General features: G+C 58.9%; 13 protein-coding genes. 7 read left to right on the top strand and 6 right to left on the bottom strand.

Annotation, left to right across the window (positions count from 1 at the left end; all coding sequences use genetic code 11):
• The first annotated feature begins 16 nt into the window (after positions 1-16).
• From AB1805_11590 to AB1805_11565, 6 genes are all read left to right on the top strand, one after another.
• Complete coding sequence (locus AB1805_11590; GenBank protein ID MEW5746065.1) at positions 17-1615, top strand: DUF3365 domain-containing protein; 1599 nt, start codon at positions 17-19, stop codon at positions 1613-1615.
• Positions 1612-2967, top strand: coding sequence for a sigma-54 dependent transcriptional regulator (locus AB1805_11585; GenBank protein ID MEW5746064.1), 1356 nt, complete (start codon positions 1612-1614; stop codon positions 2965-2967). Before AB1805_11590 ends, AB1805_11585 begins: the two co-directional genes overlap by 4 nt.
• 413 nt (positions 2968-3380) lie before the next feature.
• Positions 3381-3797 (top strand): universal stress protein, encoded by a 417-nt coding sequence (locus AB1805_11580; GenBank protein MEW5746063.1) that lies wholly within the window; start codon positions 3381-3383, stop codon positions 3795-3797.
• 13 nt (positions 3798-3810) lie between these two features.
• Complete coding sequence (locus AB1805_11575) at positions 3811-4920, top strand: putative sulfate exporter family transporter (GenBank protein MEW5746062.1); 1110 nt, start codon at positions 3811-3813, stop codon at positions 4918-4920.
• A gap of 12 nt (positions 4921-4932) precedes the next feature.
• Positions 4933-5331, top strand: a complete 399-nt coding sequence (locus AB1805_11570) for a biotin/lipoyl-binding protein (GenBank protein ID MEW5746061.1) — start codon at positions 4933-4935, stop codon at positions 5329-5331.
• Positions 5332-5763, top strand: a complete 432-nt coding sequence (locus tag AB1805_11565; GenBank protein ID MEW5746060.1) for a universal stress protein — start codon at positions 5332-5334, stop codon at positions 5761-5763.
• 158 nt (positions 5764-5921) lie between these two features.
• On the opposite strand, the gene nrdR is transcribed toward AB1805_11565, so the two are convergent.
• The 6 genes from nrdR to AB1805_11535 form a co-directional block, all read right to left on the bottom strand.
• The gene (nrdR, locus tag AB1805_11560) at positions 5922-6392 is read right to left on the bottom strand and encodes a transcriptional regulator NrdR (protein ID MEW5746059.1); all 471 of its coding nucleotides are present in this window, start codon (positions 6390-6392) and stop codon (positions 5922-5924) included.
• Between the two features lie 2 nt (positions 6393-6394).
• Entirely contained in the window at positions 6395-7633 is a 1239-nt protein-coding gene (glyA, locus tag AB1805_11555) for a serine hydroxymethyltransferase (GenBank protein MEW5746058.1), read from the bottom strand.
• Between the two features lie 59 nt (positions 7634-7692).
• Positions 7693-8163 carry a ribose 5-phosphate isomerase B gene (gene rpiB / locus AB1805_11550; GenBank protein MEW5746057.1) on the bottom strand — a complete coding sequence of 157 codons (471 nt, stop codon included), beginning with the start codon at positions 8161-8163 and terminating at the stop codon, positions 7693-7695.
• Between the two features lie 131 nt (positions 8164-8294).
• On the bottom strand, positions 8295-8591 hold the full coding sequence (locus tag AB1805_11545) for a cytochrome c (protein MEW5746056.1): 297 nt from the start codon (positions 8589-8591) through the stop codon (positions 8295-8297).
• Between the two features lie 12 nt (positions 8592-8603).
• Positions 8604-9518 carry an ornithine carbamoyltransferase gene (gene argF / locus AB1805_11540; GenBank protein ID MEW5746055.1) on the bottom strand — a complete coding sequence of 305 codons (915 nt, stop codon included), beginning with the start codon at positions 9516-9518 and terminating at the stop codon, positions 8604-8606.
• On the bottom strand, positions 9515-10723 hold the full coding sequence (locus AB1805_11535) for an acetylornithine transaminase (protein ID MEW5746054.1): 1209 nt from the start codon (positions 10721-10723) through the stop codon (positions 9515-9517). The genes argF and AB1805_11535 overlap by 4 nt, the downstream gene beginning before the upstream one ends.
• 90 nt (positions 10724-10813) lie before the next feature.
• Between AB1805_11535 and AB1805_11530 the strand changes: the two genes are divergently transcribed.
• Entirely contained in the window at positions 10814-11590 is a 777-nt protein-coding gene (locus tag AB1805_11530) for a carbon monoxide dehydrogenase accessory protein CooC (GenBank protein ID MEW5746053.1), read from the top strand.

The following is an 11590-nucleotide window of genomic DNA, read 5'->3' as shown; positions in this document are numbered from 1 at the left end:
TACAATGAGAAAGACGATGAGAACCAGAAGCTTCAATCTCGGGATACGGTTCAGCTTGATGATCGGCGCCCTGCTCCTCGCTTTCTGTGCCTTCTTCTCCGCGATCCTCTATGCGTATCTGAAAGCCCAGGTCATTAACGAGGCAAAAGACAAGACCGTTATCATCATGACCCATGTGAAGGCGCTGGGGACCTATGTCAAGGACTCGCTGCGTCCCAGGATGTTCGATCTCCTGTCGAGGACGACGACGGAAGATGCCTTCGTCCTCGAGGCGATGTCGACGACGCATGTCAATCTCCAGGTCATGAAGCACTTCGCCAGGGACCTCCCCGAGTACGTGTATAAAAGAGTATCGGACAAGCCGCTCAATGTCCAGAACCGCGCCGACCGCTTTCATGTACGGATGATGCGCTATTTCGAGGGGGGGAGGGACAGGACCTCCTGGCAGGGGATCGAAACCATCGACGGCAAGGAGTATCTCGTCTATGTGCGGCCGATCCTCTCGGAGAAGAGCTGCCTCAAGTGCCACGGCGAGCCGGGGGATGCGCCGCAGCCGCTGCGCGCCAAGTACGGTCCGACCGGGACGTTCGGCTGGAAGGACAATACGATCGTCGGGGTAGAGTCGGTCGCTATCCCGCTCTCGGTAGCGCTGGCCAACGTAAAGAAGGTGGCGCTCGACACCTTTGTCTTCGGTATCGCGACTCTCGGCATTCTCTTCATCGCCCTCTTCGGCACCTTCCGGGGCCTCGTATCCAAGCCCCTGCACAACCTCTCGCGCATTTTCAGGGGCATTGCGCACGGGAACGAGCCGCTCGGCAAGGATATCCCGATCTCGCGCCATGACGAGATCGGCGACGTGACCGCGTCGTTCAATCTCCTCGCACGCCACCTCCTGGACGCCCAGGAAAAGCTCAAGAAGACCGCCGAGATCGAAAAGCAGATGATCGAGACGGAACGGCTCGCCTCGCTGGGACAGCTCGCGGCAGGGGTTGCGCACGAGATCAACAATCCGCTCGGCGGTATCAAGCTCTGCTTCAACAACCTGATCAGCACCCCTATGGACGAGGAGAAGAGAAGGCAGCATATCGAGATCGTCAATGCAGGGTTCACCAGGATACAGATGATCGTAAAGAACCTCCTCGACCTCTCGAAGAATGCGCCGTTGTCCATTGCGCCGTGCGGGATCGCCGGCATCATCGAGACCGTGCTCAGCCTTACCGAATACCTTATCGGCAAAAAAGGGATCGTCCTGGTCAGAGAGCTCTCCCCGGACATCCCGCCCATAGCCGCGGACGCCAGCAAGCTGGAGCAGGTCTTTCTCAATCTCGTCATAAACGCTGTTCAGGCGATGGAGGGAGGCGGGACCCTGACCATTCGGGCGCAACGGGCCGGGGCCTCGTGTGCGGTGGCGATCTCCGATACGGGGAGCGGCATTCCGGAAGAGATACTCCCCAGAATATTCGACCCCTTCTTTACCACCAAGGGAATGGGGGAAGGGACAGGGCTCGGCCTTACGGTGAGCAAGGCTATCGTAGAACAGCATAAGGGAGAAATAAGCGTGACGACCTCGGCTGAAGGGACGACCTTTACCGTGCTCTTGCCGCTCCAGCCATGAAAAAGCAGCTCCTCATCGTCGAAGACGAGCCGATCATGCGGCTCGGCATGGAGCACCTGCTCACTTCCGAGGGCTATACCGTTTCGCTCTGCGCCACGGGGGATGAGGGGTTCCGCGCTCTCGAAAAAGAGCGGTTCGACCTCGTCATTACCGACCTGAAGCTTCCCGGCAAGGACGGATTCTCCCTTCTCAAGAGAACGAAAGAGATCGCTCCCGAAACCGGGGTCATCATCATCACCGGATATGCAGAGGTGAAGGATGCGGTCCAGGCGATGAAAGAGGGCGCTTTCGACTATATCGGAAAGCCCTTTGCCAATGACGAGCTCCTCATAGCCATCGAGCGCTTCTTCCGCTACCGGAAGCTCGAGGACGAGGTCACCTTCCTCAGGGAGACCCTCAAGGAGAAGGTGGAGTTCGAGAGCATTATCGGCGTAAGCCCCGTGATGCGCGACGTCTTCGACCGCATCGCCGCTGTTGCCGGGACCGATGTCCCGGTGCTGATTCAGGGCGAGAGCGGGACCGGCAAGGAGCTGGTGGCGAATGCCATCCATCGGCTGAGCCAGCGGAACACCAAGCAGTTCGTCAAGATCAACTGCGCGGCCATTCCCGATACCCTCTTCGAGTCCGAGCTCTTCGGCCACGAGCGGGGGGCCTTCACCGGCGCCACCGAATTGAGGAAGGGCAAATTCGAATACGCGAGCGGCGGCACCATCTTTTTCGACGAGATCGGCGATATCCCGGTAGCGCTCCAGCCGAAACTGCTGCGGGTGCTGGAGGACAATACCATAACGCGCTTGGGAGGGAATACGCCGGTGCGGGTCGATGTACGGGGCATTTATGCCACCCGCAAGAGCCTGAAGGAGAGCGTCGCGGCAGGCGCCTTCAGAGAGGACCTGTTCTACAGGATCAATATCGTGCCGATCGCCCTGCCGCCGCTCAGGGAGAGAAAAGAGGATATCCCCTATCTCATCGACCATTTCCTCAAGCTCTTCAAGGAGCGGCTGAACAAGACCGAGGTGAGGCTCTCACAGTTCGCCTACGACGCTCTCCTCGCCTATAGCTACCCGGGCAATGTGCGCGAGCTGAAGCATGCGATCGAGCGGGCCGTGGTGCTTTCAAAAGATGGGGTTATCGATCTCAGGCATCTCCCCGACGAGATATCGGACGATACCGACAGGACCCCCTGCATTACCCAGGACCTCACCCTCGAAGCGAGCCTCAAATGCTTCGAGCGGCAGAGGATCATCAAGGCGCTCAATGAATCGGGCGGCAAGAAGATCGAAGCAGCCGCCCGGCTTGGCATAAGCAGAAAGGTCCTCTGGAAAAAGATGAAAGAGTACGGGATCGATTAAGAGCGTCTAACAGAATGAGGAAAGGGAGCCGGACGAAGCACAGTATGTTCGACTCATTCTCGGTCGATACGACCTCCGAGGTACCAGCTCGCTTCGTCATCCATGACTTCGCTTCAGGCTGCTAAAACCGCTCACCTACTGTACCTCGTCCGACCCCAAGCTCTTTCAGTTCGTCAGGGGCTCTAAGTTCCCTTGCGGGAACCCGTGCCACACTTCCACGTTCCCGCAAGGGAACATTTTTTCAGCACTCTCCGACAAATCTCCTTATCTTTCAAGCCGCTCACTATCTGGCACCGCACTTGCTCGGCAAAAGCAGACCCTCAGCCAGTGTACCGGCGCTCATGAGCCTGGAGGGGGCGAGAGAAAGGCCAGAGGGGGACCAGAAGGGGACCAGAAAGGGAAAGGAGAGAGGGATGAAAATTCTAGTCGCACATGACGGATCGGAGCAGGCGAACAAGGCGCTGCGAGAGGCAGCGACTATTGCCGGGAAGACCGGGGGAGTGCTGAACATCGTCACCGTTGTTCCGGACCTGTGCCTCATGGAGGTATCAGACAATGAATGCAAGACCATCACCGAGTCGCTGTTCTCCGATGCAAAAGGATCGATGAAGAAGGTGGCCGACGAGATCGCGGCCAGGGGGATCAAGGCCGAGATTCTGACCAAAGAGGGCCACCCGGCAGAAAGGATCATCGAGACGATCAGGGAGACCGGCGCCGATATGGTCGTGGTGGGCGCCCACGGGAAACACGGCGCAAAGAAGTTTCTGCTCGGGAGCGTATCATCGAAGGTGGTAGAGCATGCTCCTTGCCATGTTCTCGTCATAAAGTAAAGGAGGAAGGTATATGGAGGATAAGAGTTTACTGCAAAAACTGCCGGCGATAATCCCCGGCCTGGCGATGATGGTCCTGACGCTCTATGCGTTGAGAACCTATGTCGAGCCCTGGATGGCGGACGCGGTAGTCTTCGGTCAGAAGGGATGGCTCACGAAGGCCGCAGGCCTCAACTATGTCCTGCTCGCCATTATCGTGGGGGTCTTTTACCGGAACGTGCTCTTCGGCGGGAAGATCCCGGGATGGGCGGAAGAAGGATTCAGGACGACGAGGCTCTTCATCAAGACCGGCGTTATCATGCTCGGTTCGCTGTACACCATTCAGAGCCTCTTCAAGGTGGGCGGCATCGCCATCGTCCTCATCCTGTCCTTCGTCTTCGGCACGATATTCTTCGTGATGCTCTACGGGAGGCTCGTCGGCATGGACCGGTCGATGATCGGCACCATGGGCGCTGCCTGCGGCGTCTGCGGCGTCTCTGCTGCCATTGCGACATCGACTGCGGTTAAAGCGAAGCCGTCGGAAGTCGCCATGGCCATTGCAACGATCCTCGGGTTCGGCATCGTCAGCATGTTCGTCGCCCCGTTCGTCGGCAGGGCGCTCGATATGTCGGATTACCAGTTCGGCGCCTGGGTCGGCACCGGCATCCTCAACTCCGGGCAGGTCCTCGCAACATGCCTCGCCTACAATCCCAACATAGCTCCCGGAACAGCGGTCGCCTACGGAGAGATATGGAATGTGGTGAGGGTCATCAGCATTCCGTTCGTCGTCTTCTTCATCACCGCATGGTTCTGGAAGGGCGAGGCGAATGCAGAACATATTTCCCTGATGCAGATACTGAAGGACAAGTTCCCCATCTTCGTGCTGGGGTTCTTCGGCATGACCGCCCTCTCCTCCATCGGCGCCCTGGGCGAGGAGGGTTCCGAGACCCTGCACCTCCTGCGGGAGGTCATGTCCTGGATATTCGGCATCGGGCTCGTCGGGATCGGCGCCTACATCGATGTGCGCGAGATACGGGCAGCCGGCGGCAGGCCGCTCAAAGTAGGAGTTGCGGCGGGCTTGATCAAGATCGTGCTTGCGCTGATTATCATCCTGCTGTTCGTTCCCAAAGTGGCGAATTTCTAAAGAGGAGGAGATATGGCTGAGGAAAAGAAAAAGGGAATGACTGTATTCAAGAGTGACCGGCACGAAGACTGGGCCTCCATCGTCGCCGCGGGGCTCGTGGTGATCGCGGTCCTTTCCTATATGGCGTTCTTCGTGTCCAGTGTGCCTTTCAAAGCCCCGTCGGACGGGAAGATACTGGCGGTGAAGGTCACCGAGAACTCCATCGTGAAGAAAGGCGATACGCTGCTCACCATGGAAATAAAAGAGAAGAAGGTGGTCCAGGGGGTTACGGAGGAGAAGGTAGTCCAGAAGGACATCAAGGCGAAGATCAACGGGAAAGTAGTGAAGGTCGCCAAAAAAGAGGGCGACACGGTGAAGAAGAAAAAGGATGTCCTCATGGTCCTGGAGCCCGAGAGAGGACAGCTCCCCTAGATGAAAATTCTCCTGGCGCTCGATTCATCGCCTGACGCCATCGAAGAAGCGGTGAGGCTTGCAAAGGAACGCGGCGCAAGCCTTACCGCTCTCTTCGTTCTCGATGCCTCGTGGTCCGAGTACATCGGCCACGACTGGCTCTCGGGAAGCAATGCGCGGGAAGGCTTCCTCACCTACATTTCCGACAACGAAAACGCCCTGGCCGAAAAGACCGTTCAGGAATTCAAGGAGAGGGCCCGCGGAGTAGCTTCTGAGATCAAGATGGTGGCGGGGCGTGTGCCCGACGAGATACTGAGGGAGCTGAAGAACGGGTACGATCTGCTGGTCATGGCCGCTCCGTTCAAGCGGGGACTCGAGATCCTGAGGAATCCGGCGGCAAAAATTATCGAGAGCGCTCCCTGCTCCGTCTACCTCGTAAAAGAGCCCGTTTAATCTGCACGTGCTGTTACGGGAGAGGGAAGAGAGGGTCGAGGAGATCGAGACGAAGCTGCGGGAGGTGCTCAGAACATGGCTGGGGAGGATCAAGGAAAGGGTCGAATCGGAGGCCGCGCCGTAATACCGGCCGCTCTGCTGCCGGGTTGCCCGGCGGGCTACTGCTTCTTCAGCTCCTTCAGCTCGAAGAGCGCCTTCACCTCTTCCATGAGGTCGTTGATGTCCTTGAACTGGCGGTAGACCGAGGCGAACCGCACATAGGCGACTTTGTCGAGCTCCTTCAGGGCGGACATGATCTCCTCGCCCACCCAGGTGCTGTTGATCTCCTTGACCCCCATGCCGATGAGCTTCTTCTCGATGGTGCTCTCGACCTCTTCGAGCTTCGAGATGGGGATCGGGCGCTTCTCGCAGGCCTTCTTCAGCCCGGTGATGATCTTATGGCTGTCGAAGAACTCGCGGCTGCCGTCTTTCTTGATGACCATGGGAAGGGGATCTTCGACCCGCTCGTAGGAGGTGAACCGCTGCGCACACTTGAGACACTCGCGCCTCCTGCGGATAACGTCACCGTCCTTACTCGTCCTCGAGTCGATGACCTTATCCTCGATGCTTCCGCAGAAGGGACATTTCATAATCAGTAGATCGGGTACTTGTCGCAGAGCGCCTTGACCCGGTTGTTCATCGCCGCGCGGAGGGAAAGGTTACCGTTGTTTCTGATGACGGTGGCGATGATATCGGCTATTTCATCCATCTCGGCTTCACCCATGCCCCTGGTGGTGACGCAGGGAGTGCCCAGCCTGATACCGCTCGTGATCGCCGGCGGCTTCGTATCGTAGGGGATCGCGTTCTTGTTCACCGTAATGCCCGCCGCATCCAGCGCCTCCTCGGCATCCTTGCCGGTCACCTCCATGGCACTGAGGTCAACGAGCATGAGGTGGTTATCGGTCCCTCCTGACACGATGCTGAAGCCCCGCTTCCTCAATCCCTCGGCAAGGCTCTTCGCATTGCGCACGATCTTGTGCTGGTACTCCCTGAACTCTTCCGTCAGCGCCTCCTTGAAGGCGACCGCCTTGGCGGCGATGACATGCACCAGCGGTCCACCCTGGATACCGGGGAATATCATCTTATCGATCGCCTTGGCATGCTCTTCCTTGCACATGATCATGCCGCCCCGGGGGCCCCGGAGCGTCTTGTGCGTGGTAGAGGTCACGAAGTCGGCATAGGGGAACGGCGAAGGGTGCGCTCCCGCGGCGATCAGGCCGGCGATATGCGCGATGTCGGCCATGAGATAGGCGCCCGTCTCTTTCGCGATAGCGGAGAAGGTCTTGAAGTCGATGGTGCGCGAGTAGGCGCTCGCCCCGACGATGATCAGCCTGGGCTTGTGCTGCCGTGCGAGGCTCTGCACCTCGTCCATATCCATATAGCCCGTCTCCCTCTTGATGCCGTAGGAGACGGCGTTGTAGATGATCCCGGTGAAATTTACTTTTGCTCCGTGCGAAAGGTGCCCGCCATGGGCGAGACTCATGCCGAGGATCGTATCGCCGGGCTTCAGGCAGGAGAAGAAGACCGCCATGTTCGCCTGGCTTCCCGAATGGGGCTGCACATTGACATGCTCTGCGCCGAAAATCTTCTTGGCGCGCTCGATCGCCAGGCTCTCGATCGCGTCGGCATACTCGCAGCCGCCGTAGTACCGCCTGCCGGGGTATCCCTCGGCATATTTATTCGTGAGCACCGAGCCCTGGGCCTCGATCACCGCCCGGCTCGCATAGTTTTCGGAGGCGATGAGCAGTATCTTTTCCTGCTCGCGCCTCGTTTCGCTCTCGATGGCGTCGTAGACCTCGCGGTCCGTCTTCTTGAGGTGTTCGAAATGCATTGTTCAATACCAGCAGGGATTCCCGGGCAGCAGCACACCGGGGCTGCAGCACTGCTGTCTCAGGGAATCCTTTTCGTTCCTTTCGCTAACATTCTCTCTTCGATGAGCTTTATTTTGTTGAGCCTGTTCTCATGCCGCCCCCCTTCGAAGGGAGTGGTCATCCAGGTCTTGACTATCTCGCGCGCCAGGTCACGACCTATGATCCTTCCGCCGAGGACGAGCACATTCGCATCGTTATGGAGCCTGCTCATCCGCGCGGAGAAGAGCTCGTTGCAGAGCGATGCCCGGACATAGGGGAACTTGTTCGCCACGATCGACATGCCGATCCCGGTGCCGCAGATGAGGACCCCCCTCTCGACCGCTCCCGTCGATACGGCATCGGATACCTTTTCACCGAAATCGGGGTAGTCCACGGACTGCGGGGTCTCTGTGCCGTAATCGACGTAGTCGTGGCCAAGCTCGGTCAGAAGCGAGATAATCTCCCGTTTCATATCGAGCCCGGCATGGTCGGAACCTATAGCGATGCGCATCTTCCTCCCACCGCAGGCCACCGGCTGGCGCCCCGCTGAGCAGTAAAAAACTCCTATGGCTAATCAGGGCAAGTACCTACGGAAAGTGTATCTTATCTAAGAGCGCGACGGTAAGTCAAGAAAGCGGGAGGCTACTCTTTCAAGTAATCAATAAGGGCCTGCATCTCTTCATCGGAGAGGTGCCGGTAGCTCGGCATCGCCGAGTGGGGGAGAACGGCTTGAGGCATTCTGAGCTTATCCCTGATCCATGCGTCATCATGCCTCTTATGAACTGCGGTGAGGTCAGGACCCGCTGCGCCTCCCCGCCCCTTGAAGCTATGGCATTCGATGCAGCGCTCTCTCTCGAAGATCGATTTACCCGGGGAAGGGGCGCAGGCAGCCAGAACAATCACTGCAAGAAAAAGAAGCGTTCGCTGCAGAGAGACCATGCATTCAGTATATTAAGCGGTCAAGAGAAACTCAAGAAGCGCCTTTTCGGTATGCAGCCTGTTTTCGGCCTGGTCAAAGACAGCGCTGTGGGGCCCGTCCATCACCTCATCGGTGATCTCTTCTCCCCGATGAGCCGGGAGACAATGGAGAACGGTCACCTCGGGCTTCGCGCACCGGAGGAGCTGAGCATTGACCTGGTATGCCTTGAGCTTCGCCTTCTTCCTTTCGGCCTCAGCCTCCTGCCCCATGCTCACCCAGACATCGGTATAGACCACATCAGCCCTCCCCGCTGCCTCGCGGGGGTCCCTGAGGACCACGATCTCTCCCGAGGCTTCCCGCCGGGCCTTTTCGAGCACTTCGGGGTCTGGCTCGCACCCTTCGGGGCAGGCTATGATCATGGAGAGGCCGGTCATCGCCGCTGCCTCGAGCAATGAATTGGCTACGTTGTTGCCGTCGCCGATGTAGGCGAGCCTGATCCCTTCGAGCCTGCCTTTCCGCTCCTGGATCGTCATCAGATCCGCCAGGGCCTGGCAGGGATGGTGGATATCCGAGAGACCGTTGATCACCGGCACCGCTGCATGCCTGGCGAATTCCCGGATCAGGGCATGGGTATGGGTCCTCAAGACGACACCACTCAGATAGCGGGAAAGAACTGCTGCCGTATCGGCGATGGTCTCTCCCCTGCCGAGCTGTATCTCCTTGGGATTGAGGTAGAGCGCCTGCCCCCCGAGCTGGTAGATACCCACTTCGAACGAGACCCGCGTCCTCGTCGAGGGTTTTTCGAAAAAGAGGCCGACACTCTTGCCGATGAGGGGGCACTTCTGCCGGTCGGCGCCGGCTTTGAGCTCCTGCGCTCGCTTGAGCACGTATCCCAGCTCATCGCGCGACAAATCGCCTACTGTGAGAAAATCGCGCTTCCGCCTCATAGCGCCTTTTCCAGAAGCTCGTCGAGGACTCCCACCACATGGTCGATATCCTTTTCCTCAACCGTCAGCGGCGGCATGAACCGGAGCACATTGCCGCCCCCGGTGCAGTTGATCAGGATGCCGCGCTCGAGGCACGCGGTGACGATCGGCATGCCGTCCCTGGTGAGCTCCATGCCGACGAGGAGGCCCCTGCCCCGCACCTCCATGATCTGCTGGTGGTATTCTTTGAGCTGTGCCAGACGCTCCACGAGATAGTTCCCCATGCGGTTGCAGTGGTCCAGGATGAAGCCGTCCTCGATCACCGCCTCCAGGGTCGCGATCGCAGCTGCGCAGACGAGCGGATTGCCGCCGAAGGTCGAGGCATGGTTGCCTGGCTTGAATGCCGCTGCCACCCGGTCGGTCGCGAGCATAGCCCCGATCGGGGCGCCGCCGCCGAGCCCTTTGGCGAGGGTCATGATGTCGGGAGTTATGCCGTAATGCTCATAGGCGAAGAGCTTCCCTGTCCTGCCGATCCCGGTCTGCACCTCATCGAGGATCAGGAGGAGGTCATGCCGGTCGCAGAGCTCCCGCACCTGTTTCAGGTACTCCTCCGAAGGGAGCTTCACCCCGCCCTCGCCCTGAATCGGCTCGAGCAGGACCGCGCAGGTGTTCCTGGTCAGCGCTGCCTCGAGGGCCTGGATGTCGTTGAACGGCACATACTTGAAGCCGGGCATGAGCGGCTCGAACCCTTTCTGGAACTTCTCCTGGCCCGTAGCCGTGATCGTGGCGAGCGTCCTCCCATGAAAGGAGTTCAGGGCCGTAATGATCTCGTAGCGGTCATGGTCGCGATGCCCTGAATGCTCTTTCGCGTACTTCCGGGCCAGTTTCATGGCAGCCTCGTTGGCTTCCGCTCCCGAGTTGCAGAAAAAAACCTTATCGGCGAAAGAGTGGGTTACGAGGATCCTGGCCAGCTTTACCTGGGGCTCGATATGATAAAGGTTCGAGACATGGAGCAGCCGCTGCGCCTGCTTCTGGAGGGCGATGACGACCTTGGGATGGCAATGCCCGAGCACATTCACCGCGACCCCGCCGACGAAGTCGAGATACTCCTTGCCGTCGGCGCCCCATACCTTCACTCCCCGGCCTTTTCTCAACACCACGGGGAAGCGGTTATAGGTATGCATCAGGTAGCGGTCTGAATCCTCAATGATTTTTCTGGCTTCCATGAAAAATGATAACACACGGCAAAACAGCAGGGCAACTTAACTACAGAGGAACTGCTGTGAGGCAGTATCGTTGTGTTATAATTTAAGATCATGAAGATAGCGGTTACCGGCAAAGGAGGCGTCGGCAAGACGACGCTCTCGGCAGTATTAAGCCACCTCTTTGCATCAGAGGGGAAACGGGTCATCGCTGTCGATGCCGACCCGGACGCCAATCTCGCGCAGGCCCTCGGGGTGAAGCCCGCCGATATACAGAAACTGAGGCCCATCGCAGAGATGGACGACCTTATCGAGGAGCGTACCGGCGCCAGGCCGGGCAGCCCCGGCAGCATGTTCAAGCTCAACCCCAAGGTCGACGACCTGCCCGAAGGGATCGGGCATCGGATCGATGGGGTCACCCTCCTCGTCATGGGGAAGTCGAAGGCGGCTGCTTCCGGCTGCTACTGTCCCGAACATGTCTTTTTACGGAGACTGCTCAAGCACCTCATCGCCGAGCGCGATGAGGCGATCATCGTCGATATGGAAGCGGGCATAGAGCACCTCACCCGCGGAACTGCCGAGGCGGTCGATGCCTTCATCGTCGTCGTCGAGCCGGGACAGAGGAGCGTGCAGACCGCGCATACGGTCAAAGAGCTTGCCAAAGGGCTCGGCGTGCAGAAGGTGTTTGTCGTCGCCAACAAGGTGAGGAGCGACAGCGACCTCGCCTTTCTGCGGGAGCACCTCGGCGAGATGGAGCTCCTGGGCGCCATGCGCTTCAGCCAGGAGGTCATGGATGCCGACCTGCGCGGCGTCTCTCCTTTCCAGACCTCTTCACTTGTCAGCGACATCAAAGAGATCAAAGCCAGACTCGAACAGTCGATGCGACGCTAG

It is taken from the genome of Nitrospirota bacterium, from assembly GCA_040752355.1.
Taxonomy (GTDB): Bacteria; Nitrospirota; Thermodesulfovibrionia; order Thermodesulfovibrionales; family Dissulfurispiraceae; genus JBFMCP01.
Note: the sequence above shows the minus strand (reverse complement) of the source record. Positions and strands in the feature narration are given on the sequence as shown.

Excerpts from the sequence above, each read along its gene's own strand:
- AB1805_11530 (MEW5746053.1), top strand. The coding sequence starts at position 10,814 with ATGAAGATAGCGGTTACCGGCAAAGGAGGCGTCGGCAAGACGACGCTC.
- AB1805_11535 (MEW5746054.1), bottom strand. The coding sequence starts at position 10,723 with ATGGAAGCCAGAAAAATCATTGAGGATTCAGACCGCTACCTGATGCAT.
- AB1805_11575 (MEW5746062.1), top strand. The coding sequence starts at position 3,811 with ATGGAGGATAAGAGTTTACTGCAAAAACTGCCGGCGATAATCCCCGGC.
- AB1805_11585 (MEW5746064.1), top strand. The coding sequence starts at position 1,612 with ATGAAAAAGCAGCTCCTCATCGTCGAAGACGAGCCGATCATGCGGCTC.
- glyA (MEW5746058.1), bottom strand. The coding sequence starts at position 7,633 with ATGCATTTCGAACACCTCAAGAAGACGGACCGCGAGGTCTACGACGCC.
- nrdR (MEW5746059.1), bottom strand. The coding sequence starts at position 6,392 with ATGAAATGTCCCTTCTGCGGAAGCATCGAGGATAAGGTCATCGACTCG.
- AB1805_11580 (MEW5746063.1), top strand. The coding sequence starts at position 3,381 with ATGAAAATTCTAGTCGCACATGACGGATCGGAGCAGGCGAACAAGGCG.
- argF (MEW5746055.1), bottom strand. The coding sequence starts at position 9,518 with ATGAGGCGGAAGCGCGATTTTCTCACAGTAGGCGATTTGTCGCGCGAT.
- AB1805_11565 (MEW5746060.1), top strand. The coding sequence starts at position 5,332 with ATGAAAATTCTCCTGGCGCTCGATTCATCGCCTGACGCCATCGAAGAA.
- AB1805_11570 (MEW5746061.1), top strand. The coding sequence starts at position 4,933 with ATGGCTGAGGAAAAGAAAAAGGGAATGACTGTATTCAAGAGTGACCGG.
- AB1805_11590 (MEW5746065.1), top strand. The coding sequence starts at position 17 with ATGAGAACCAGAAGCTTCAATCTCGGGATACGGTTCAGCTTGATGATC.
- rpiB (MEW5746057.1), bottom strand. The coding sequence starts at position 8,163 with ATGCGCATCGCTATAGGTTCCGACCATGCCGGGCTCGATATGAAACGG.
- AB1805_11545 (MEW5746056.1), bottom strand. The coding sequence starts at position 8,591 with ATGGTCTCTCTGCAGCGAACGCTTCTTTTTCTTGCAGTGATTGTTCTG.